This is a genomic window from Streptomyces wedmorensis (genome assembly GCF_000716445.1).
Classification (GTDB): Bacteria; Actinomycetota; Actinomycetes; order Streptomycetales; family Streptomycetaceae; genus Streptomyces; species Streptomyces wedmorensis.
Genome location: NZ_JNWK01000006.1, coordinates 152,235 through 173,781, shown reverse-complemented (window position 1 = coordinate 173,781; position 21,547 = coordinate 152,235). Strand labels below are relative to the sequence as shown.

General features: G+C 73.1%; 22 protein-coding genes and 3 tRNA genes. 17 read left to right on the top strand and 8 right to left on the bottom strand.

Annotated elements, in window-relative coordinates; genetic code table 11:
* Positions 1–49 precede the first annotated feature (49 nt).
* Both OO54_RS07355 and OO54_RS07350 read right to left on the bottom strand, forming a co-directional pair.
* Positions 50–1,333, bottom strand: a complete 1,284-nt coding sequence (locus tag OO54_RS07355; protein WP_033202030.1) for a sensor histidine kinase — start codon at positions 1,331–1,333, stop codon at positions 50–52.
* Positions 1,334–1,664: 331 nt separating this feature from the next.
* Positions 1,665–2,846 carry a sensor histidine kinase gene (locus OO54_RS07350; protein ID WP_033202029.1) on the bottom strand — a complete coding sequence of 394 codons (1,182 nt, stop codon included), beginning with the start codon at positions 2,844–2,846 and terminating at the stop codon, positions 1,665–1,667.
* Positions 2,847–2,981: 135 nt separating this feature from the next.
* Between OO54_RS07350 and OO54_RS07345 the strand changes: the two genes are divergently transcribed.
* The 14 genes from OO54_RS07345 (at position 2,982) to OO54_RS47200 (ending at position 15,870) form a co-directional block, all read left to right on the top strand.
* A complete protein-coding gene (locus OO54_RS07345) occupies positions 2,982–3,410 on the top strand; it encodes an NADH-quinone oxidoreductase subunit A (RefSeq protein ID WP_017239492.1) in 429 nt (142 codons plus the stop codon).
* Complete coding sequence (locus OO54_RS07340) at positions 3,401–3,976, top strand: NADH-quinone oxidoreductase subunit B (RefSeq protein WP_017239493.1); 576 nt, start codon at positions 3,401–3,403, stop codon at positions 3,974–3,976. Before OO54_RS07345 ends, OO54_RS07340 begins: the two co-directional genes overlap by 10 nt.
* Complete coding sequence (locus OO54_RS07335) at positions 3,973–5,523, top strand: NADH-quinone oxidoreductase subunit C (protein WP_037944289.1); 1,551 nt, start codon at positions 3,973–3,975, stop codon at positions 5,521–5,523. Before OO54_RS07340 ends, OO54_RS07335 begins: the two co-directional genes overlap by 4 nt.
* On the top strand, positions 5,520–6,488 hold the full coding sequence (locus OO54_RS07330; RefSeq protein ID WP_033202028.1) for a complex I subunit 1/NuoH family protein: 969 nt from the start codon (positions 5,520–5,522) through the stop codon (positions 6,486–6,488). The genes OO54_RS07335 and OO54_RS07330 overlap by 4 nt, the downstream gene beginning before the upstream one ends.
* Before the next feature lie 2 nt (positions 6,489–6,490).
* Positions 6,491–7,060 carry a NuoI/complex I 23 kDa subunit family protein gene (locus OO54_RS07325; RefSeq protein ID WP_033202027.1) on the top strand — a complete coding sequence of 190 codons (570 nt, stop codon included), beginning with the start codon at positions 6,491–6,493 and terminating at the stop codon, positions 7,058–7,060.
* A complete protein-coding gene (locus OO54_RS07320) occupies positions 7,057–7,611 on the top strand; it encodes an NADH-quinone oxidoreductase subunit J family protein (RefSeq protein WP_017239497.1) in 555 nt (184 codons plus the stop codon). Before OO54_RS07325 ends, OO54_RS07320 begins: the two co-directional genes overlap by 4 nt.
* The gene (nuoK, locus tag OO54_RS07315) at positions 7,611–7,994 is read left to right on the top strand and encodes an NADH-quinone oxidoreductase subunit NuoK (protein WP_033202026.1); all 384 of its coding nucleotides are present in this window, start codon (positions 7,611–7,613) and stop codon (positions 7,992–7,994) included. Before OO54_RS07320 ends, nuoK begins: the two co-directional genes overlap by 1 nt.
* A complete protein-coding gene (locus OO54_RS07310; RefSeq protein WP_033202025.1) occupies positions 7,991–9,970 on the top strand; it encodes an NADH-quinone oxidoreductase subunit 5 family protein in 1,980 nt (659 codons plus the stop codon). Before nuoK ends, OO54_RS07310 begins: the two co-directional genes overlap by 4 nt.
* A 3-nt stretch (positions 9,971–9,973) precedes the next feature.
* Positions 9,974–11,575, top strand: coding sequence for a complex I subunit 4 family protein (locus OO54_RS07305; RefSeq protein WP_078905086.1), 1,602 nt, complete (start codon positions 9,974–9,976; stop codon positions 11,573–11,575).
* A complete protein-coding gene (locus tag OO54_RS07300; RefSeq protein WP_033202023.1) occupies positions 11,572–13,083 on the top strand; it encodes an NADH-quinone oxidoreductase subunit N in 1,512 nt (503 codons plus the stop codon). Before OO54_RS07305 ends, OO54_RS07300 begins: the two co-directional genes overlap by 4 nt.
* A gap of 35 nt (positions 13,084–13,118) precedes the next feature.
* Positions 13,119–13,568 (top strand): large conductance mechanosensitive channel protein MscL, encoded by a 450-nt coding sequence (gene mscL, locus OO54_RS07295; protein ID WP_033202022.1) that lies wholly within the window; start codon positions 13,119–13,121, stop codon positions 13,566–13,568.
* Positions 13,569–13,743: 175 nt separating this feature from the next.
* Positions 13,744–14,607, top strand: a complete 864-nt coding sequence (gene htpX, locus OO54_RS07290; RefSeq protein ID WP_033202021.1) for a zinc metalloprotease HtpX — start codon at positions 13,744–13,746, stop codon at positions 14,605–14,607.
* Complete coding sequence (locus tag OO54_RS07285; protein ID WP_033202020.1) at positions 14,604–15,011, top strand: YccF domain-containing protein; 408 nt, start codon at positions 14,604–14,606, stop codon at positions 15,009–15,011. The genes htpX and OO54_RS07285 overlap by 4 nt, the downstream gene beginning before the upstream one ends.
* Before the next feature lie 490 nt (positions 15,012–15,501).
* Entirely contained in the window at positions 15,502–15,870 is a 369-nt protein-coding gene (locus OO54_RS47200; protein WP_033202018.1) for a hypothetical protein, read from the top strand.
* Here OO54_RS47200 and OO54_RS07270 read toward each other — a convergent pair.
* The 4 genes from OO54_RS07270 to OO54_RS07255 form a co-directional block, all read right to left on the bottom strand.
* On the bottom strand, positions 15,836–17,074 hold the full coding sequence (locus OO54_RS07270; RefSeq protein ID WP_033202017.1) for an APC family permease: 1,239 nt from the start codon (positions 17,072–17,074) through the stop codon (positions 15,836–15,838). The genes OO54_RS47200 and OO54_RS07270 overlap by 35 nt on opposite strands.
* 24 nt (positions 17,075–17,098) lie before the next feature.
* Positions 17,099–17,728: an alpha-ketoglutarate-dependent dioxygenase AlkB family protein gene (locus OO54_RS07265; protein WP_033202016.1), complete on the bottom strand. Its 630-nt coding sequence runs from the start codon at positions 17,726–17,728 to the stop codon at positions 17,099–17,101.
* Positions 17,725–18,222 carry a methylated-DNA--[protein]-cysteine S-methyltransferase gene (locus tag OO54_RS07260; RefSeq protein ID WP_017239508.1) on the bottom strand — a complete coding sequence of 166 codons (498 nt, stop codon included), beginning with the start codon at positions 18,220–18,222 and terminating at the stop codon, positions 17,725–17,727. The genes OO54_RS07265 and OO54_RS07260 overlap by 4 nt, the downstream gene beginning before the upstream one ends.
* Positions 18,223–18,327: 105 nt before the next feature.
* A complete protein-coding gene (locus OO54_RS07255) occupies positions 18,328–18,819 on the bottom strand; it encodes a YajQ family cyclic di-GMP-binding protein (RefSeq protein ID WP_017239530.1) in 492 nt (163 codons plus the stop codon).
* 171 nt (positions 18,820–18,990) lie between these two features.
* Between OO54_RS07255 and OO54_RS07250 the strand changes: the two genes are divergently transcribed.
* Positions 18,991–19,072 (top strand) — tRNA-Tyr (locus OO54_RS07250).
* A 64-nt stretch (positions 19,073–19,136) separates the two neighbouring features.
* On the opposite strand, the gene OO54_RS07245 is transcribed toward OO54_RS07250, so the two are convergent.
* Both OO54_RS07245 and OO54_RS07240 read right to left on the bottom strand, forming a co-directional pair.
* Positions 19,137–19,793: an SDR family oxidoreductase gene (locus OO54_RS07245; protein ID WP_033202015.1), complete on the bottom strand. Its 657-nt coding sequence runs from the start codon at positions 19,791–19,793 to the stop codon at positions 19,137–19,139.
* A gap of 2 nt (positions 19,794–19,795) precedes the next feature.
* On the bottom strand, positions 19,796–21,076 hold the full coding sequence (locus tag OO54_RS07240; RefSeq protein ID WP_033202014.1) for an amidohydrolase family protein: 1,281 nt from the start codon (positions 21,074–21,076) through the stop codon (positions 19,796–19,798).
* Between the two features lie 206 nt (positions 21,077–21,282).
* Here OO54_RS07240 and OO54_RS07235 point away from each other — a divergent pair.
* Both OO54_RS07235 and OO54_RS07230 read left to right on the top strand, forming a co-directional pair.
* Positions 21,283–21,355 (top strand) — tRNA-Thr (locus OO54_RS07235).
* Positions 21,356–21,399: 44 nt separating this feature from the next.
* Positions 21,400–21,472 (top strand) — tRNA-Met (locus tag OO54_RS07230).
* Positions 21,473–21,547 lie beyond the last annotated feature (75 nt).

Genomic DNA, 21,547 nt, shown 5'->3' with positions numbered 1-21,547 from the left:
CGGATCCAGCGCAAGGTCGGGGCACGGGGGCGGGCCCGGGCGAGAGGGGCTACGAGCGCCAGGGGAGTTCGGCGGTGATGACGGTGGGACCGCCGGCGGGCGAGTCGACCGCGAGGACCCCGTCGACCGCGCCGACCCGCTCGGAGAGCCGCGAGAGGCCGCCCCCGGCCGCCGCCGCCCCGCCGACCCCGTCGTCCCGCACCTGGAGCATGAGGCGGTCGTCGGCGCGCCAGACGTCGACGGAGGCGCGCCGGGCGTGCGCGTGCTCGGTGACGTTGCGGAGGAGTTCGGAGACGGTGAAGTAGGCGATGCCCTCGATGGCGGGGACGGGGCGGGCGGGGAGGTCGACGTCCACCGACACGGGAACGGCGCACCGGGAGGCCACGGCGGAGAGGGCCGCGTCCAGCCCGCGGTCGGTGAGGACGGCGGGGTGGATGCCGCGGGCGAGGTCGCGCAGCTCCTTGAGGGCGAGCTTGACCTCGCCGTGCGCCTCGTCGACGAGGACCGCCGCCGCCCGCGGGTCCTGGGCGAGCTTCTCCTTGGCGAGCCCCAGGTCCATGGCGAGCGCGGCGAGCCGGGCCTGCGCGCCGTCGTGGAGGTCGCGCTCGATGCGCCGCAGGTCCGCCGCGGCGGTGTCGACGACGACGCCGCGGTCGGACTCCAGCTCGGTGACGCGGGACGCGAGCCGGGACGGTCCGAGCAGCCCGGAGACGAGGAGCCGGTCGACGGAGACGAGGCCGCGCAGCACCCAGGGCCCGAGGAGCACGAACACGAGCCCGATCAGGCTGGTCACGGCGATCTCGAAGGGCGCGTCGAGGTAGAAGGAGTGGGTGGCGTCGCCGTACAGCTGGATCCCGTCCTGCCCCACCCAGGTGGGGAAGACCCACTGCCACAGCGGGTACGTGAAGAGGCTCCAGCCCCATGTCCACAGCGCCACCGTCACGGAGAACGAGAACACCGCCCACGGCATGTGGAGGATCGCGTACAGCAGGTGCCGCCACGACGCGCCGCTCTTCAGCATCGCCCCCATCCACGAGAACGCACCGCCGGTGCGGCCCCGCACCGGTTCCGGCGCGGCCACGTCGAGACCGAGCAGACCGCGCGCCCGGGCCCGCTCCACCGCGCCGAAGCCCCGGCACATCGCCAGCGCCCCCGCGAGGATCGGTACCCCGAGGAACGTGATCAGCAGCCCGGCCCCCGCCGAGACGAGGGAGACGGACAGCGCGAACCAGCAGACGCTGAGCGGCAGCCCGATCAGCACGTACCCGAAGGCGCGCCAGGTGCGCGCCTCGAACGGCGCTCGGATCGCGGCGGGGAGGCGGTGGGAGGCCATCGCGGTGTTCCTTCTCTGCTCGGAGGGAGCGGGGCTCGGAGGCGGCGGGCGGTACGTGTTCCAGGGTTCCGTCCCGCGGCCCGCCGGACCATGAGGCGAGTGGGCCTCCCCAGGCGGGGGTTTTCCCTACCAGGCGGCTACGGGACACCCGGGCGCCGCGCTCACGCCTTCGGCGGGGAGCACAGCCACGGCAGCTCCGCCGTGACCACGCGCCGGGCTCACGCCTTCGGCGGGGAGCACAGCCACGGCAGCTCCGCCGTGACCACGCGCCGGGCTCACGCCCTCGGCGGGGAGCAGAGCCCGGCAGCTCCGCCGTGACCACGCGCCGCGCTCACGCCTTCGGCCGGGAGCGCCACGGCAGCTCCGCGGTGACCGTCGTCGGGCCGCCCGCGGGGGAGTCGAGGACGAGGAGGCCGTCGACGGCGCCGAGGCGTTCGGCGAGGCCGGCGAGGCCGGTGCCGCCGTCGAAGCGCGCGCCGCCGGCGCCGTCGTCGCGCACCTGGAGGAGGAGCCGGTCGTCGGCCCGCCAGACGTCCACGGAGGCGGAGCGGGCCCGGGCGTGCTTGGAGACGTTCTGGAGGAGTTCGGAGACGGTGAAGTAGGCGATGCCCTCGATGGCCTCGGCCGGCCGCTCCGACAGGTCGACGGACACCTTCACGGGCACCGTGCAGCGCGCGGAGACGGAGGAGAGCGCGGCGCTCAGCCCGCGGTCGGTGAGGACGGCGGGGTGGATGCCGCGGGCGAGGTCGCGCAGCTCCTGGAGGGCGAGCTTGACCTCGCCGTGCGCCTCGTCGACCATCGCCGCGGCCGCCTCCGGGTCGTCGAGGAGCTTCTCCTTCGCCAGGCCGAGGCCCATGGCGAGGGCGACGAGCCGGGCCTGCGCGCCGTCGTGGAGGTCGCGCTCGATGCGCCGCAGGTCGGCCGCGGCGGTGTCGACGACGACGCCGCGGTCGGACTCCAGCTCGGCGATCCGCCGCTCCAGCTCGTCGGAGGGCGACAGCAGCCCCCGCACCATGCCGCGGTCGGCGTTGGACAGGCCGCGGGCGAGGAACGGCAGCACCGGCCAGAGGACGAACAGCGAGACCAGGGTGACGGTGAACGTCACGATCCCCCAGGGCAGCCGGATCAGCCCGTACAGCTGGGTCCGCCAGGCCACCGGGTCCTTGAGCGATCCCCACAGCCACGGGAAGAAGCCGCCGGCACGGGGCAGCGGGGACGGCTCCGGGATCCGGACCCCGAGCAGGCCGCGGGCCCGGGCGCGTTCCGAGCGGCCGATCAGGCGCGCGCCGCCGAGTCCGAGGGCGAGCAGCGGAAGCCCGATGACGGTGACCGAGAGGGCCACGCCGAGCAGGACGCTCACGACCGCGTAGACGAATCCGGCCAGCGCCGTGAACAGGTTGGCCAGGAGGTGGGCGACCTCCTTCCAGGTCTCCTTCCCGTAGGCGAGCCGGACCGGCGGACGGGAGGCATCGGCGGAGTCGGTGGACTCGACGTGATCAAGATCGGCGCTCATGGTCCCCAGAGTGCCGGTCCGGGGCCGCGCGATGCCATGGGGGAGGTGGGTGAGGGGGAGGGGGGATAACCCCACCCGCGACTGCTTACGGTCCCTTTAGCAGGGCCTAGACTCGCGTCCGTACAGAAGTGACTCATGAGACACCGAGACCGAGGGGCGGACGTGCGGGAACCGACCGTTGTCGCGGCCGACGCGGCGGACTACTTCCAGACGTACTCCGTCGTCGGCCTGCTCGCCGTCGTCGGCGTGCTCTTCGTCGCCGTGGCGTTCGGCGCCAACCGGCTGCTCAGGCCCGTCGTGCCGACGCCCGAGAAGCTCCTCACGTACGAGTGCGGTGTCGACCCCGTGGGGGAGGGCTGGGCCCACACCCAGGTCCGCTACTACGTGTACGCCTTCCTCTACGTCGTCTTCGCCGTCGACTCGATCTTCCTCTTCCCCTGGGCGACGGTCTTCGCGGCGCCCGGCTACGGCGCCACGACCCTGGTCGAGATGTTCGTCTTCCTCGGCTTCCTGGCCGTGGGGCTGCTCTACGCGTACAAGAAGGGCGTCCTGTCATGGACGTAACACCCCTGCCCTCCCCCGTGCCCGCTCCGAAGCTGGGGCCGCTCGCCCGCCTGGCCCCCGAGCCCATGAAGGTGGTCCTGAACTGGGGCCGCCGCTACAGCCTGTGGGTCTTCAACTTCGGCCTCGCCTGCTGCGCGATCGAGTTCATCGCCGCGTCGATGGCCCGGCACGACTTCATCCGCCTCGGCGTGATCCCGTTCGCGCCCGGCCCGCGGCAGGCCGACCTCATGATCGTCTCCGGCACGGTGACGGACAAGATGGCCCCGGCCGTGAAGCGGCTGTACGAGCAGATGCCCGAGCCGAAGTACGTCATCTCCTTCGGCGCCTGCTCCAACTGCGGCGGCCCCTACTGGGACTCGTACTCCGTCACCAAGGGCGTCGACCAGATCATCCCCGTCGACGTCTACGTGCCCGGCTGCCCGCCCCGCCCCGAAGCCCTGCTCCAGGGCATCCTCAAGCTCCAGGAGAAGATCGCCCGGGAGAACCTGGCGGAGCGGTACGCGACCGCCGCCTCGGTCTCCCAGCTGACCAGCCCCCTGGTCCCGCCGCCGGGAGGCACGGCATGAGCGCGTACGACTCCCTCCCCGGCTCCGTCACGGAGCTGTTCGGCGAGGAGGCGACGGCGGAGCACGCGTACGACCTCCTGACCGTCGACGTCCCGCCGGCCTCCTGGATCACCGCCCTCACCACCGCCCGCGACGAGCTGGGCTGCACCTACTTCGACTGGCTGAGCGCCGTCGACGAGCCGGGCACCGGCTTCCGCGTCTGCGCCCACGTGGTGTCCCTGGCCGGCGGCCGCCCCCGACGGCTCCTCCTCCGTACGACCGTCCCGCACTCCGCCCCCGCCCTCCCGACGGCCGTCGAGGTGTACGCGGGCGCCGGCTGGCACGAGCGCGAGACCCACGAGATGTTCGGCGTCGCCTTCACCGGCCACCCCCACCTCGTCCCCCTCCTCCTCCCCGAGAACTTCGAGGGCCACCCCCTCCGCAAGGACTTCGTCCTGGCGGCGCGGGTCGCGAAGGCCTGGCCGGGCGCGAAGGAGCCGGGCGAGTCCCACGACGGCGGCGGCCCCAAGCGCCGCCAGATGCTCCCGCCGGGCGTCCCCGACCCCAACGAGTGGGGCCCCCTCAAGGGCCAGCTCCCCCCGGCCCCCGCCCGCCCCGCCCGCGCCGCCGCCGGCGAACGCCCCGCCCGCCGCACCCGCACGGTCACGGAAGGCTCGGCCAGCCAGACGCCCGCCCCACCGACCCCGGAAGCCTCGGAAGCCTCGGGAGCCCCCGAGGCCCCGGCGGCCCGCCCGCCGCGCCGGTCCCGCTCGGTCTCCGAGGGCTCGGTGAGCCAGGCGGCTGCCCCGGAGTCGGCGACCCCGGAAGCCTCGGGAGCCTCGGGAGCCTCGGGAGCCTCGGGAGCCTCGGGAGCCCCGGGAGCCCCGGAAGCCTCGGGAACCCCCGAGGCCCCGGCGGCCCGCCCGCCGCGCCGCTCCCGCTCGGTCTCCGAGGGCTCGGTGAGCCAGGCGGCTGCCCCGGCGACTCCGGAAGCCCCCGAAGCCCTCGAGGCCCCGGCGGCCCGCCCGCCGCGCCGGTCCCGTTCGGCTTCCGAGGGTTCGGTGAGCCAGACGCCCGCGCCGGAGTCGGCGACCCCGGAAGCTCCGGGAGCCCCCGAAGCTCCGGTGGCCCGCCCGCCGCGTCGCTCCCGCTCGGCCTCCGACGGATCGGTGAGCCAGGCGACCCCGGAGCCGGGTACGACCCCGGAGCCGGGTACGGCCGCCGGACCCGGCAAGGCCGCCACCCCGCGGACGCGCAGTTCGGACGCTCCGTGGCACCACGCGCGCCCGGCGTTCGACGAGGAGCGGCCCACCCCGCCGCCCACGACGGAGCCGCCTGCCGAGGAGCCGCCCACGGCGGAACCGGCCACGGGCGGCGACACGACCGCCGAGCCCACCGAGCCGGCGGCGGGTGACGCCGAGCCCACCGCCGAGCCCACCGAGCCGGCGGCGGGTGACGCCGAGCCCACCGCCGAGCCCACCGAGCCGGCGACGGGTGACACCAAGCCCACCGCCGAGCCCACCGACCGCACCGACCCCACCGACCCCGCCGGAGGCGATCCCGCGTGAACGACGCTCTCGACGTCGCCCTCCGGCTCCTGGTCGTCTTCGCCGTGTTCCTCGTCCTGCCGCTCGTCGTCGGGCAGACGGAGCACAAGGTCATGGCGCACATGCAGGGCCGGCTCGGCCCGATGTACGCCGGTGGCTTCCACGGCTGGGCGCAGCTCGTCGCGGACGGGGTGAAGTTCGCGCAGAAGGAGGACGTCGTCCCGAAGGACGCGGACCGGCGGGTCTTCCAGCTCGCGCCGGCCGTAGCGCTGCTCCCGTATCTGCTCGTGCTCGTCGCGATCCCGATCGGACCGAGCGAGGGGGCCGTCGGCCGGGTCGTCGACGCGGGCATCTTCTTCGTGCTGGCCGTGATGGGCGTCGGGGTGCTCGGCAGCCTGATGGCCGGCTGGGCGTCGGCGAACAAGTTCTCGCTGCTCGGCGGCCTGCGGACGGCCGCCCAGCTCCTCGCGTACGAGCTCCCGATGCTGCTGGCCGCCGCCTCGGTCGCGATGGCCGCGGGCACCGTGTCGCTGCCCGGCGTCCTGAACGCCTTCGAGTGGTGGTGGGTGCCGTGGCAGATCGTCGGCGCGCTCGTCTTCTTCGTGGCGGGCCTCGCCGAGTTGCAGCGGCCGCCGTTCGACATGCCGGTCGCCGACTCGGAGATCATCTTCGGCGCGTACACCGAGTACACCGGTCTCCGGTTCGCGCTGTTCCTGCTCGCCGAGTACGCGGGCATCGTCGTCCTGTGCGGTCTCACCACCGTCCTGTTCCTGGGCGGCTGGCACGGCCCGTGGGGCGCCGACGGCCTCGGCTGGGTCTGGACGCTCCTCAAGACGGCCGTCCTCGCGTTCGTCGTGATCTGGCTGCGGGTGACCTACCCGCGGCTGCGTGAGGACCAGCTGCAGAAGCTGGCCTGGACGACGCTCGTCCCGCTCGCCCTGGCGCAGATCGCGCTCACCGGCATCGTGAAGGTGGCGATCCAGTAACCATGCCTCCCATCCCCGGCTCCGGCCTCGCCAAGGGCCTCGCCGTCACCCTCCGCACGATGACGAGGAAGTCGGTCACCGCGCAGTACCCGGAGGTGCAGCCCGAGCTGCCGCCCCGTACGCGCGGGGTCATCGGCCTGTTCGAGGAGAACTGCACGGTGTGCATGCTGTGCGCCCGTGAGTGCCCCGACTGGTGCATCTACATCGACTCCCACAAGGAGACGGTGCCGGCCGCCGTCCCCGGCGGCCGCGAGCGCAGCCGCAACGTCCTCGACCGCTTCGCCATCGACTTCTCGCTCTGCATGTACTGCGGCATCTGCATCGAGGTGTGCCCCTTCGACGCGCTGTTCTGGTCGCCGGAGTTCGAGTACGCGGAGACCGACATCCACGAACTCACCCACGAGCGGGACAAGCTCCGCGAGTGGATGTGGACGGTTCCGGAGCCGCCCGCGCTCGACCCGGGCGCGGAGGAACCGAAGGAGATCGCCGCGGCCCGCAAGGCGGCGGAGAAGGCCGCCACCGCGGCCGCCGCGGCCGAGGCCGCCGCCGAGGCCCAGGAGGACCAGCCGTGACCCTCGCCGCCACCGCGCAGCAGACGCAGGGCTTCCTCTCGACCTCAGGCGTCGAGATCACCTTCGTCCTCGTCGGCCTCGTGACCCTCGGCGCGGCCCTCGTGACCGTCACCACCCGGCAGCTCGTGCACGCCGCGCTCTGGCTGGTCGTGGCGCTCGGCGGGCTCGCCGTCGAGTACCTGCTCCTGACCGCCGAGTTCATCGCCTGGGTGCAGGTGCTGATCTACGTCGGTTCCGTCGTCGTCCTCCTCCTCTTCGGGCTGATGCTCACCAAGGCGCCCATCGGGCGTTCGCCGGACGCCGACTCCGGCAACCGGCCGGTGGCCCTCGCGGTCGCGCTGACCGCGGCGGTCGCCCTGGTCTGGGTGGTCGTCGACGCGTTCCGCACGACGTGGATCGACCTGGACGGCGCCGTCCAGGGCTCGACCGAGGTCACCGGCGCCGTCCTCTTCCGGCACTGGGTGCTGCCCTTCGAGGCCCTCTCGGTCCTCCTCCTCGCGGCGCTGGTCGGCGCGATCGTCCTCTCCCGCAAGAAGGAGCAGGAGCGCTGATGCACCTCGCCTACCCCGCCGTCCTCGCCGCCCTGCTCTTCTGCGTCGGCCTGTACGGCGTCCTCGCCCGCCGCAACGCGATCCTGGTCCTGATGTCCGTCGAGCTGATGCTCAACGCCGTCAACCTCAACCTGGTCGCCTTCGACGTCTGGCTCCGCGACACCCTGCACGCCGGCCAGGCCCTCACCCTCTTCACCATCGCCATCGCCGCCGCGGAGATCGGCATCGGCCTCGCGATCGTCCTGATGGTCCACCGCAACCAGGGGACCTCGGACGTCGACCGGCTCCGCGACACGGCCGAGGGACCGGACACCCCCGAGGCGCCGGACGCCTCCGACGAGCGGCGGGAACCCACCGACGAGAAGACCGAGGCAGCCGCGTGACCACGACCACCCTCGCCGTCCTCGTCCCCCTCCTGCCCTTCCTCGGCTCGGCCGCCGGACTCCTCCTCGGCCGCACCGCACCCGGCTTCGTCCGCCCGCTCGCCGTGCTGCCGACGCTCGCCGCGGCCGTCCTGGCCGTCCTCGTCGCCTTCAGACAGGGCGGGGACGAGGTGATCGACGCGGCCACCCAGCTCACGCCGACAGGCTCCGTCCCCATCGATCTGAGCCTCTACATCGACGGCTTCGCCGCCCTCGTCGCCGTGCTCGTCGGCGTCGTCGCCACCTGTGTGCAGGTCTACTCGACGGGCTACCTCCGCGACGACCCGCGCTACCCCTCGTACGCCGCGCTCGTCTCCCTCTTCACCTCCGCGATGCTGCTCGTCGTCTACTCCGGCGACCTGATGGTGCTGCTGGTCGGCTGGGAGGTCATGGGCATCTGCTCGTACTTCCTCGTCGGCCACTACTGGGAGACCCCCGAGGCGCGCGCCGCGTCCCTGAAGGCCTTCCTCGTCACCAAGCTCGGTGACGTCCCCTTCCTCATCGGCCTCTTCGCCCTGGCCACCGACGCCGGTACGTTCCAGATCACGGGAGTCCTCGGCACCGTCGCGAGCGGCGGCCTCGACCACCCCACGCTGATCGCGCTGCTGCTGCTCGCGGGAGTGGCGGGCAAGTCCGCGCAGTTCCCGCTGCACACCTGGCTTCCCGACGCGATGGCCGGCCCCACCCCCGTCTCCGCGCTCATCCACGCGGCGACGATGGTCGCCGCCGGCATCTACTTCACGGCCCGGCTGCTGCCCGTCTTCGCCGCCTCGGCGGCCGCCATGACCGTGCTCGCCGTGATGGCGGCGATCACGATGGTCGGCTCGGCGCTCGCCGCGCTCGCGCAGGACGACATCAAGCGGGTCCTGGCCTACTCGACGATCGGCCAGCTCGGCTACATGGCCGGCGCCCTCGCCGTCGGCGACCGCGGTGCCGCCGTCTTCCACCTCCTCTCGCACGCCGCGTTCAAGGCGCTGCTGTTCCTCGCCGCCGGCGCGGTCATCCACGCCGCCGGCACGAACTCGCTCACCGCCATGTCCCGGATGAGCGGCCTCGCGAAGCGCGTCCCCGACGCGTACTGGACGATGACCGTCGCCCTCCTCGCGCTCGCCGCGATCCCGCCCTTCGCCGGCTTCTTCTCCAAGGAAGCCGTCCTGGTGGCCGCCGAGCACACCGCGCTCGGCGAGCGGGACGTCGCCCCGGCCGGGGCCGGCTGGACCGTCCTCGTCGCCGGCCTGCTGACCGCCCTGCTCACCGCGGCCTACGCGCTCCGCCTCTGGCTGCGGACGTTCCGCGGCCGGGGCGCCGAAGCCCCGGACCACGGCCGCCAGCCGATCGCGATGACCAGCGTCCTGTGGGTCCTCGCGATCCCCTCGCTCGGCTTCGGTCTCACCGCCGGCTACGTCGACGACTGGTTCGACGGGCACGCGCTGACCCCGACCCTGACCACGGCCGTCCTCGGCACCGGCCTCGCCGCCGCGGGCGCCGCCGTCACCTACGCGGTCTGGCGCACCCTCGCCGCGAGGGCGCCCGTCGCGGTGCCCCTCCCGCACGTCGCCCACCCCGACGCCGACGCGGGCAGCGTCGAGGCGGAGGCGCTGCACCTGCCGCACCCCGCCGAGGACCCGGCCGATCCCGGCCGCGCCCTCCTCGGGCCGCTGCACGGACCGGCCGCCGACGGCTTCCACCTGGACGCCGTCTACCGTGCCGCCTTCGTCCGCCCCGTCCTGGCCGCCGCCTCCCTGGTCCGCTTCCTGGACCGCGAGGTCGTCGACACCTACGTACGTGCCGCGGGCGACTCCGCCAAGGGGCTCGGCTGGCTCGTCCGCCGCGCCCAGACCGGCAACGTGCAGACCTATCTGAGCGCCCTGCTCGCCGGCTCCGTCGTCCTGGCGATCGCCGCAGTCGCCCTCGCCAACGCCGTCGCCGGAGCGTGACCCGTGATCGATATCAGCGAATCCGTGATGCAGTTCCTTCTCGCGTCGATCGTCGCCGTCCCGCTCCTCGGCGCGGCCGCCGCCCTTCTCCCCGCCCCGCCCGGACTGAAGGGGAAGTCCCCGGACCAGGCCGTGCTCCGCCACGGCGTCACCGTCACCGGCGTCATCCTGCTGGCCGCGATCGTCCTCGCGCTCGGCTTCGACCACGACCAGCCGTCGAGGATGCAGGCCACGACGGACATCACGTGGATCAAGGCACTCGACGTGCGGATCCACCTCGGTGTCGACGGCATCTCCCTCCCCCTCCTGGTCCTGACCGCGCTGCTGACCTTCCTCTGCGCGCTGTACAGCTACTTCAGGCAGCAACATCAGCGGCTGACGCCGCGGGCTTCGGTGCCTTCCCCCAAGGCGTTCGTCGCGCTCCTGCTCGTCCTGGAGTCCGGCACCCTCGCCACCTTCGCCGTCCTCGACCTCGTGCTGTTCTTCCTGGCCTTCGAGATGGTCCTCATCCCGATGTACTTCCTCATCGCCCGCTGGGGCGGCGAGGGCAGGCAGGCCGCCGCCTGGAAGTTCATCCTCTACACGCTGCTCGGCTCCGTCGTCATGCTGCTCGGCCTGCTCCTCATCGGAGTGAAGGCCGGCACCTTCGACATGCTGGCACTCGCCACTGACAACGGCCGCGGCCTGACCACGTCCGTGCAGGTCATCGCCGTTCTCGCGATCGGTCTCGGGCTCGCGGTGAAGACCCCGATGTGGCCGCTGCACAGCTGGCTCCCGGACGCCCACACCGCCGCCCCGACGGTCGGCTCGGTCCTCCTCGCCGGCGTGCTCCTGAAGATGGGCACGTACGGCTTCGTCCGGATCGTGCTGCCGATCGCCCCCGACGGCATGCGGACCTTCGCCCCGTACCTCGCGGCCTTCGCCGTCGCCGGGATCATCTACGGGTCGCTGGCCTGCCTCGCCCTCGCGAAGCCCGGCAACAAGGGCGACCTCAAGCGCCTCATCGCGTACTCCTCCGTCGGCCACATGGGCTTCGTGCTCCTCGGCATCGCGACCATGACCCCGACCGGGGTCAACGGCGCGCTGTTCGCCAACATCGCCCACGGCCTCATCACCGGCCTGCTCTTCTTCCTGGTCGGCGCCGTCAAGGACCGGTACGGCACGGCCGACCTCGACACCCTCGCCGGCGCCACCGGCGCCGCCCTCTACGGCCGCGCCCCGCGCCTCGGAGCGCTCCTCGCCTTCGCCGCCGTCGCCTCCCTCGGCCTACCGGGCCTGGCCGGCTTCTGGGGCGAGATGCTCGCCCTGTTCGGCGCCTTCGAACCGGCCGAGGGGCTCAGCCGCCCCGCCTTCCTCACGTTCACGGCGATCGGCGCGTTCGGCACCCTGCTGACCGCCGCCTACCTCCTCGTCGTCGTGCGCCGCGTCTGCATGGGCGGCGCGCGGCCCGCCGGGGAGCCGGCGATCGCCGACGTCCAGGGGTACGAGTTCGCCGCCTGGACCCCGCTCGTCGCCCTCACCGTCCTCGCCGGACTCTGGCCCGCCGTCCTCCTCGGCCTCACCGACCCGGCCGTCCAGAAGCTCCTCGCCGGAGGCACCCAGTGACGTCGTTCGCCAGCGAGTCGCTCGTCCAGTCCGTCGACTGGCTCGCGATCGCGCCCCCGACCCTCACGGCCGTGGTCGCCCTCGTCGTCCTCGTCGCCGACCTCTTCGTCCCGCCGGAGCGCAAGCAGCTCCTCGGCTGGACCGCCGTCGGCGGCCTGACCGCCGCGCTCGCCCTCCTCGTCCCGCTGCGGGCCGGCGACCGCGAGACCTTCTGCCTCACCGCCGACACCCAGCAGTCGGCGTGCAGCTACACCGCCGACCACTTCACCGTCGTCATCCAGCTGCTCGTCCTGGCCGGCGCGCTCCTGACGGCACTGCTCTCGCTCTCGGACACCCGCGAGAAGCTCCCGGCCGGCGAGTTCTGGTTCCTGCTGCTGTCCTCGGCCGCCGGTGCCGCGCTGCTGCCGGCCTCCCGCGACCTGGCGACCCTCGTGGTCGCCCTGGAGGTGGCCTCGCTGCCGGCCTTCGCGCTCGTCGGCCTCAAGCGCGGCGACCGCATGTCCGGCGAGGCCGCGCTCAAGTTCTTCCTCTCCTCGGTCACCGCGACCGCCGTGACCCTCCTCGGCGCGAGCTTCGTGTACGCGACGACCGGCACCCTGCACCTCACGGAGATCGCCCAGCGCCTCGACGACGTGCCCGGGCAGCTCCAGACGCTCGCCGAGGCGGGCGTCGCCCTCACCCTGGTCGGCTTCGCCTTCAAGACGGCCGCCGTCCCCTTCCACTTCTGGGTGCCCGACACCTATGTGGGCGCCCCGCTGCCCGTGGCCGCCTACCTGTCCGTGGTCGGCAAGGCCGTCGGCTTCACCGGACTCATCCTGGTGACGGTCGTCGCCTTCCCGTCGTACGCGGACGTGTGGGGTCCGGCGCTCGCCGTCCTCGCCGCGCTCACCATGACCGCCGGCAACGTCGCCGCCCTCCGTCAGGTCTCCACGCGCGCGTGGAGCGCGGTCCGGCTGCTCGCCTGGTCCTCCGTCGCCCAGGCCGGCTACCTCCTGGTGCCGATCGCCGCGGCCGCGTACTCCGGCGACGACCAGATCGGCGCCACCGTCGCGTACGCCCTGATGTACGCCGTCGTGAACCTCGGTGCCTTCGCGGTCGTCGCGCTCGTCGCCCGTACGCACCCCCGCAACCGGCTCGCGGACTACCGGGGCCTGTACGCGGCCAGCCCCGCCGCGGCCCTCGCCCTCGGGTTCTTCCTCCTGAATCTGGCCGGTTTGCCCCCGGGTATCATCGGCCTCTTCGCCAAGGTGACCGTCTTCTCGGCGGCCGTCGACGCGGGCCTGGGCTGGCTGGCCGTGGTCATGGCCGTCAACGTCGTGATCGGGCTGTACTACTACCTGCGCTGGACCGCTCTGCTCTTCCGCACGCCGGAAGGGGCCGCGGAGCCGGTCCGCCACCGGGCCCCGGCGCCGGTCACCCTGGCGATCGTGCTGACCGCCGCCGCCGGAGTCGTACTGTCGGGCTACCCCCAGTTCGCCCTCCGTTTCGCGGCGACGGCCCTGTTCTGATCCCCCCACAGAGAAAAACCGAGGAGCAACACCCCGTGCTGAACGGATTCAAGGACTTCATACTTCGCGGGAACGTCGTCTCGATGGCCATCGGTCTGGCCGTCGGCTCGGCGTTCACGGCCGTCGTCACCGGCTTCAGCAAGGCCTTCATCACCCCGCTCATCGGTCTCGCCACCGGCTCCGTCGGCGACTTCAGCGAGGCGAGCTTCAAGGTCAAGGGCACGGTCTTCCCGTACGGCCTGGCCATCGCCGCCGTCATCGCGTTCGTCATCACGGCCGCCGTCCTGTACTTCCTGATCGTCGTCCCCATGACGAAGATCCAGGACAGGTTCGCCAAGGCGGAGGCCGCCGACCCCAAGTCGGAGAAGCGCGACTGCCCCCGCTGCTTCACCGAGATCCCCGCCATCGCCTCCCGCTGTGCCCACTGCACCAGCGAGGTCGAGCCCGTCGCCCTCGGCCTGGAGAGGATCCCGGCCGCTCGCTGATCACCCGTACGGCCTACACGGCACCCCCCGAGGACCGGGGAACCCGATCCTCCCGCCTGGCGTTGACCAGTACGGGAGGGTCCACTGGACAGGTGGCCCCTCCTTCGGACGAAGTCCGGGTGAGGACCACCACGAAGCAAAGGGTTCCCCTGCCGCACCACTTGGAGGGCGTACCGTGCACCGCCGGCACAACGGGCTGAGGACCGCCGTACTCCTCGGAGGGCTCTCGGCCCTCATCATCGTCATCGGCAGCTTCTTCGGGCGTACGGGGCTGATCGTCGCGCTCGTCGTGGCGCTCGGCACCAACGCGTACGCGTACTGGAACAGCGACAAGCTGGCGCTGCGGGCCATGCGCGCCCGCCCCGTCAGCGAGTTCGAGGCGCCGGCGCTCTACCGCATGGTGCGCGAGCTCTCCACACAGGCCCGCCAGCCCATGCCCCGGCTCTACATCTCGCCGACCCAGGCGCCGAACGCCTTCGCCACCGGCCGCAACCCGCGCAACGCCGCCGTCTGCTGCACCGAGGGCATCCTCGCGATCCTCGACGAGCGCGAGCTGCGCGGGGTCATCGGCCACGAGCTGAGCCACGTCTACAACCGGGACATCCTGATCTCCTCGGTCGCCGGAGCACTCGCCTCCGTGATCATGTTCCTGGTCAACTTCGCCTGGCTGATCCCGGTCGGCCGCTCCAGCGACGACGACGGCCCCGGCATCCTCGGCTACCTGCTGGTCCTCATCCTCGGCCCGATCGCCGCCTCCGTCATCCAGCTCGCCATCTCCCGCTCCCGGGAGTACGAGGCCGACGTCTCCGGAGCCCAGCTCACCGGAGACCCGCTCGCCCTCGCCAGCGCGCTGCGGAAGCTGGAGGCCGGCACCAAGCAGCTGCCGCTGCCGCCCGAACCCAGGATCGAGACGGCGAGCCACATGATGATCGCGAACCCCTTCCGGCCCGGACAGGGCCTCTCCAGGATGTTCTCCACCCATCCGCCGATGGCCGAGCGCATCGCCCGGCTCGAACAGATGGCAGGTCGCCGCCCGTGAAGACAATCCTCAACGTCATATGGCTGATCCTGTGCGGATTCTGGATGTTCCTGGGCTACATGCTCGCGGGCGTCCTGCTCTGCATCACGATCATCGGCATCCCCTTCGGACTCGCCGCGTTCCGCATCGGCATCTACGCCCTCTGGCCGTTCGGGCACACGGTCGTCGACCGCCACGACGCGGGCGCCCCCTCGTGCGTCGGCAACGTCCTCTGGCTGATCCTCGCGGGCTGGTGGCTCGCCCTCGGCCACATCACCACCGGCATCGCCCTCTGCATCACGATCATCGGCATCCCGCTCGGCATCGCCAACTTCAAGATGATCCCCGTCTCCCTGCTGCCCCTCGGCAAGGAGATCGTCCCCACGGACCAGGCGCACGGCGCGTACGGCTACCAGGCCCGCTGAGGGCCCGCCGTGCGGAACCCCAGGTACGCCCTCCTCTCCGGCCTGTACGCCGTCGCGCTCTGCAAGGACGTCGACGGCCTGTACGGGGAGCCCGTCCCGCCGCCGCGCCCCGTCCACGAGGTCCGCGGCTGCGAACCGCGCGGCGAGCTGGCCAGGGCCGTCACCCAGGCCGTCGTGGAGGGCACCGCCCCGCTCGGCACCCTCCACGTCCGGACCCCCGACGGCCTCGCCTGGTGCTTCACGGGCGTCAGGGTCCTCGGCGCGCGCGGCGACGTCGTGACCGTCGAGTCGGCCGACGGCCCCCGCAGGTCGTACACCGGCGCCCCCCGCCGTCCCCTGCGGAAACCTCGTCCGCGTCTCGCCCCCGGAACCGGCGGAGCGGACCCACACCGACGTCACCTTCGTCGGCTGCTCGCCGCGCGGCGGGCTGCGCGACGCCCTCGCCGCCGGGGCGCCGGAGCCCGAGGCCGTCCGCTACCAGGTCCTCGACGTGCTCGGGAGCGTGCACCACGAGGCCGCGGCCGGTCGCATCACCGGCTGGGACGCGTCGCCCCGCGCCCACGACCTCGTCGACCTCACCGTGGCCTTCCCCCGGGAGGGACTCGTGCCGCACCCCGTCCGGGAGGTCTGGGAGCTGTGGCGGCACGCCCGGCCCGCCGAACCCGGCACCTGGCGGCGGTTCACCGGCGCGCCCCGGGCGATCGGCGAGCTGCTCGCCGGCACCACCCTGGTCCGGCGGCGGGCCGAGGTGGCCCGCCGCTGCCTCGGCGTCCTGCCCTACGCGGAAGGCCGCCCGCCCACCTTCGGGGAGCTCGCCGACGGCCTCACCGCCGCGGGGGTACGGCTCGTCCTCGGCTGACGGCCCACGCCACCACCCCGGCCGCGACGACCCCGGAGCCCGCGAGGACGGACCCCAGCGGCAGGGCGAACGCGAGCGCCCCGCACCCGGCGAGCCCGAGCGCGGCGAGCGGCCGCTCGCGGCCGCCGAGGGTCCAGGCGGAGGCGTTCGCGATGCCGTAGTAGACGAGCACGCCGAAGGACGAGAAGCCGATCGCGCCCCGCACGTCCGCCGTCGCGGCCACCACGGCCACCACCGCGCCCACCGCGACCTCCGCCCGGTGCGGCACGTGGAAGCGCGGGTGCACGGCGGCGAGCGCGTCCGGCAGATAGCCGTCCCTGGCCATCGCCAGGGTCGTGCGCGACACCCCGAGGATCAGCGAGAGCAGCGAGCCGAGCGCGGCGACCGCCGCGCCCACCGTCACGACCGGCACCAGCCACCCGGCGTCCGCCGCGCGTGCCGCGTCGGCCAGCGGTGCGGGGGAGTGGGCGAGGGCCGCCGGGCCGAGCACGGCGAGCACGCTCAACGCGACGAGCCCGTAGACGGCCAGCGTGATCCCGAGCGCCACCGGCACCGCCCGGGGGATCGTGCGGGCCGGGTCCCGGACCTCCTCGCCGAGCGTGGCGATCCGCGCGTACCCCGCGAACGCGAAGAAGAGCAAACCCGCCGCCTGGAGCACCCCGCCCGCCGTGAGCTCGCCGCCGGGGGAGACGCGCGCGACCTCACCGGCCCCCGCGCACACCACGACCACGGCGGCGAGCACCGCGAGCACCACCGCCACGACGGCCCGGGTGACCAGTGCGGACTTCTGAACTCCGGTGTAGTTGACGGCAGTCATGGCCACCACGGCGGCGACCGCCACCGCGTGCGCCTGCTCCGGCCACACGTACGCCCCGACCGTCAGCGCCATCGCCGCGCACGAGGCCGTCTTGCCGATCACGAACGCCCAGCCCGCCAGGTACCCCCAGAACGACCCAAGGCGTTCGCGACCGTAAACGTATGTGCCGCCGGAAGCCGGATAGCGGGCGGCGAGCCGAGCCGACGCCATGGCGTTGGCGTACGCGACGACGGCCGCCACCCCGAGCGCCCACAGCAGCCCGGCCCCCGATCCGGCCGCGTCCGCCGCCGGCCCGAGCGCCACGAAGATCCCGGCCCCCACCATCGAACCGAGCCCGATCACGACCGCGTCGAAGCCGCCGAGCGACCGGCGCAGTTCCTCTGTCATGCCCCGCACACTAGGGGCTCGACGTCACGAGGAGAGACCGGTCTCCCTCAGGGTGATGTTCAGCCGCCCCACCAGGCCGAGCGCCGGCTCGGCCGTCCCCGGGTGGACGCGGGGCACCCCGTGGTGGACCCACCGCGACGCCCCGCCGAAGACGAAGAGGTCACCGGAGGCCAGCTCGACGTCCTGGTAGGGCCGCCCGCGGTTCTCCTCGTTCCCGAACCGGAAGACGCACCGGTCCCCGAGGCTCAACGACACCACCGGCGCACCCGAACGCTCCTCCCGGTCCTGGTGCATGCCCATCCGCGCCCCGGGCGCGTAGAAGTTCACGAGCGCCGTGTCGGGATCGAAACCGCCGTCCTCCCCGTACGCCTCCACCAGCGCCTCCCGGCCCAAGGCCGCCAGCCAGCCGGGCAGTTCGACGCCGACGGAGTCGAGATAGCGGTACGGCACCCACGACCGGCCCAGACACAGCGACCGCACCGACATGACGCCCCCGCCCGGCAGCACCGTCTGCCGGTACGGCACGGGCCCCCGCCCCCACTCCCGGCAGGCCTCCACCAACTCCCGCTGCCGCGCGAGCGGAAGCCACCCCGGCACGTGCACGGCCCCGGGCGCGATCACGGCCCGCTCGCGGGGGAAGAGCCCCTCGGTCACACCCCGGCCCCTTCGAGGCCGAGCAGCCGCTCCTTGCGCTCAAGCCCCGCCGCGTACCCGCGCAGGCTCCCGTCGGCCCCGACCACCCGGTGACAGGGCCGCACCACGAGCAGCGGATTGCGCCCGATCGCGGTCCCCACCGCCCGCACCCCGGCCCCGGCCGAGCCGACCCGGCGGGCGATCTCCCCGTACGACACGGTGGTCCCGTACGGGATCTCGTCCAGCGCCGCCCAGACCCGCCGCTGGAACGCGGTGCCGCCGTCCGTCGCGAGCGCCAGGTCGAACCGGTCCCGGCGGCCCGCGAAGTACTCGCCCAGCTGCCCGGCGACCTCCTCGAACGCCCCGGGCGCGTGCGTCCAGCCGTCCTCGACCTCGACCGCGCCCTTCTGCCCCGGCAGGGACAGTGAGCGCAACGCGGCACGGCCCCCTTCGGCGAGCCGCCCGACCAGCAGCATCTCGCCCAGGGGGCCGTCGACGTACGCGTACACGGTCATGACTGGTTCCTCTCCCCGCACGGGTCTCTCACGACCCAGTGTGCGGGGCCCGCCGAACTCCCGGCCGGCGGTATTCGGACACGGCCCTCACGACCCGCTACCAGGTCAGCGGTAGTTCACGAACTGGATCGCGAAGTCGAAGTCCTTGCCCTTGAGCAGCGCCTGCACGGCCTGCAGGTCGTCCCGGCTCTTCGAGCTGACCCGCAGCTCGTCGCCCTGCACCTGCGCCTTGACGCCCTTCGGGCCCTCGTCCCGGATGGCCTTCGCGACCTTCTTGGCGTTCTCCTGCGAGATGCCCTCCTGCACCGAGGCGAAGAGCTTGTACTCCTTGCCGGACAGCTGCGGGTCGCCCTCGACGTCCAGCGACTTCAGCGAGATCCCGCGCTTGATCAGCTTGGTCTGGAAGATGTCGAGGATCGCCAGGACGCGCTCCTCGCCGCTCGCCTGCATCAGGATCTTCTCGCCCGACCAGGAGATCGAGGCGTTGGTTCCCTTGAAGTCGTAGCGCTGCGAGATCTCCTTCACGGCCTGGTTGAGGGCGTTGTCGACCTCCTGCCGCTCGACCTTGGACACGATGTCGAAACTGGAGTCGGCCATGACTCGTGGCTCCTTGTTCGGGTGCTGTGGGGTACAGCCCAAAGCCTAGGGCTTCGCCACGCTCCGAACCGCTGATCAACCAGGTGGCGAACCACCCCCCGGGATCAGGTATTGTTTACGTCGTTGCCACGGAACACCGCCGAAAAGCGGGAAACCAAGGCAGCAACCCATGGCGATGTGCCCGAGTGGCCAATGGGAGCGGACTGTAAATCCGTCGGCTTAGCCTACCCAGGTTCGAATCCTGGCGTCGCCACGTGAAGAAGGCCCCCGGTGCTTGCACCGGGGGCCTTCACTCGTTTCCGGGGGAGGAGACCGGCTCAGTTGCCGGCGACGGCCTTCACGGCGACGGAGAGCGGGGTCGAGCCCGCGATCAGTTCGAGGGTGAGGCCGGCGGTCGCGGGGGTGTCGAGGAGTTCGGCGAGGGCGGCGGCGACGTCGTCGCGGGGGACCGGGCCGCGGCCCGTGTGGGCCTCCAGCCGGACCAGGCCCGTGCCGGCGTCGTCGGTGAGGGAGCCGGGGCGCAGGATCGTCCAGTTCAGGGCCGTACGGGCGCGGATGTCGTCGTCGGCGGCGCCCTTGGCGCGGAGGTAGGCGTCGAAGACCTGGTCGCCCGGGTGTCGCGCGTCCGCGCCCATCGAGGAGACGACCAGGTAGCGGCGGACGCCCGCCCGTTCCGCCGCGTCGGCGAAGAGCACCGCGGCCGCGCGGTCCACCGTCTCCTTGCGGGCCGCGCCGCTGCCCGGCCCCGCGCCGGCCGCGAAGACGGCCGCGTCGGCGCCCTGGAGGACGGCGGCGACCATCTCGACCGACGCCGACTCCAGGTCGAGGACGACGGGCTCGGCGCCCGCCTCCCGCAGGTCGTTGCCCTGTTCCGGTTTGCGGATGATCCCCGCGACCTCGTGCCCGGCGTGCGAGAGCAGCCTCTCCAGGCGCAGGGCGATCCGTCCGTGTCCTCCAGCGATGACGATGCGCATACTCACGACCGTACGACGGGACCGGCCGGAGGGCTTCCCGGCTCGGGCGGACGCTCCGGACGCGCCTGCCGCGGCAGGTCGAGGGTCGCCGCCGAGTCGCAGTACTCCCGCACCGCGCTGGTCCGCGCCACCACCCGCCCCCGGTGCACCACGATCCGGCTGTACGCGAGCGACAGCACGCCCGACAGGCGCTCGCCGCGCACCGCGAGCAGCTCCGCGGGGAAGCCGGCCTCCACCCGCACCTCCGACAGCCCCATCGCCGCCCGCGCCTCCGTGCTCACCGCCGCGTACGCCTCCTGGGGCGAGAGACCGCCGAGCGAGGCGAGCAGATAGGCCGCCTCCAGCGGGTCGCCGCGCCCCACCGGGTTGGACACGTCCCGCAGCGCCCCGCTGCCCGCCGCGACCCGTACCCCGGCCGCCCGCAGCAGCCGGACCGGCGCCGCGCCGCGCAGCTCGGTGCCCCCGCAGCCGCCCTGCGGCAGGCACACCACCGTCGCGCCGGCCGCCGCGAGCTGGTCCGCCGCCCGCCGCGCCGCGTCCCCGGGGAGCCGGCCGAGCCCGGCGCACGGGCCGATCGTCACCCCGGGCCGCAGCCCGCCGGCCATCGCCGCGAGCCGCGCGAGGCGGGCCGGGTCGTCCGCGTCGGTGTGCAGGTCCACCGGAACGCCGTGCTCGGCCGCGATCTCCAGGACCGCCTCCACGTAACCCGCCGGGTCCGGGTCGAGGTCCGGGCAGCCGCCGACCACCCCGGCGCCCATCTTCACGGCGTCCCGCAGCATCGCCAGCCCGTCCGCGCCCGCGACGCCGGTGAGCAGCCGGGGGACGGCGACGGCCGTGAGGTCGGCGAGTCCGCGCAGCGAGCGCCGCGCCTGGAGCACGGCCTCCAGCGGGCCGAGCTCCTGGACGTCGCCGATCCGCACGTGCGCGCGGAGCGCGGTCGCGCCGTGCCCGAGCTGGAGGAGGGCGGCCTCGGTGGCCCGGCGCTGCACTTCCTCGGGGGCGTACGAGACGGGGCCGGGGGCGTCGGCGGAGAGCGCGGTGTCGGCGTGCGCGTGGGGTTCGGCGGCGGCGGGCAGCAGCAGGTACCCGGCGAGGTCGACCCGAGCGCCGACGGCGGTCAGGCTGCCGGCCGTGCCGACGGCCTCGATGCGGCCGCCGGCGAGGCGGACGTCCACGGTCCGTCCGTCGGTGAGTCTGGCGTGGGAGAGCAGGAGCGAGGTCGAGTCGGCGGTGGTGGCGGCCCCGTCCTCGGGCGGCTGGGGCTGCTTGCTGTCGGCTGACATCAGGCTCCTCAAGGCTCCTCAAGGTCAAGATCACGAAGCGTGGGGCCGAGCCTAGGGGTGCTCGGAGCCGCCTTCGAGGAGGTGCGCAAAAGTCGTACCGACGAGTCCACGAGTGGCCTACGTGACGCCTGGTGAGGGCCGTCGCGGGGACGCGGGGAAACGGATTTGGGTGATGGGCAGGAGACCGTGTAATGTCTTCCTCGCTCGCCCCAATAGCTCAGTCGGTAGAGCGTCTCCATGGTAAGGAGAAGGTCTACGGTTCGATTCCGTATTGGGGCTCTGGTGAGAGGGATCCCGCCTTCGGGCGGGATCCGGATCATCAAAGCGGTGTAGCTCAGTCGGTAGAGCAAGCGGCTCATAATCGCTGTGTCACCGGTTCAAGTCCGGTCACCGCTACAGACAGTAGCCGATTGTGGGGTCGGTCCTTCGATCGGCTACTCTTCTATGCGTTCATCCGTCCATCCGTCCGTC

Coding starts and splice junctions, on each gene's coding strand:
- OO54_RS07255 (WP_017239530.1), bottom strand. CDS start 18,819: ATGGCCGACTCCAGTTTCGACATCGTGTCCAAGGTCGAGCGGCAGGAG.
- OO54_RS07240 (WP_033202014.1), bottom strand. CDS start 21,076: ATGTCAGCCGACAGCAAGCAGCCCCAGCCGCCCGAGGACGGGGCCGCC.
- OO54_RS07345 (WP_017239492.1), top strand. CDS start 2,982: ATGAGACACCGAGACCGAGGGGCGGACGTGCGGGAACCGACCGTTGTC.
- OO54_RS07335 (WP_037944289.1), top strand. CDS start 3,973: ATGAGCGCGTACGACTCCCTCCCCGGCTCCGTCACGGAGCTGTTCGGC.
- OO54_RS07340 (WP_017239493.1), top strand. CDS start 3,401: ATGGACGTAACACCCCTGCCCTCCCCCGTGCCCGCTCCGAAGCTGGGG.
- OO54_RS07325 (WP_033202027.1), top strand. CDS start 6,491: ATGCCTCCCATCCCCGGCTCCGGCCTCGCCAAGGGCCTCGCCGTCACC.
- OO54_RS07260 (WP_017239508.1), bottom strand. CDS start 18,222: ATGACCGTGTACGCGTACGTCGACGGCCCCCTGGGCGAGATGCTGCTG.
- OO54_RS07350 (WP_033202029.1), bottom strand. CDS start 2,846: ATGAGCGCCGATCTTGATCACGTCGAGTCCACCGACTCCGCCGATGCC.
- OO54_RS07270 (WP_033202017.1), bottom strand. CDS start 17,074: ATGACAGAGGAACTGCGCCGGTCGCTCGGCGGCTTCGACGCGGTCGTG.
- OO54_RS07355 (WP_033202030.1), bottom strand. CDS start 1,333: ATGGCCTCCCACCGCCTCCCCGCCGCGATCCGAGCGCCGTTCGAGGCG.
- OO54_RS07245 (WP_033202015.1), bottom strand. CDS start 19,793: ATGCGCATCGTCATCGCTGGAGGACACGGACGGATCGCCCTGCGCCTG.
- nuoK (WP_033202026.1), top strand. CDS start 7,611: ATGCACCTCGCCTACCCCGCCGTCCTCGCCGCCCTGCTCTTCTGCGTC.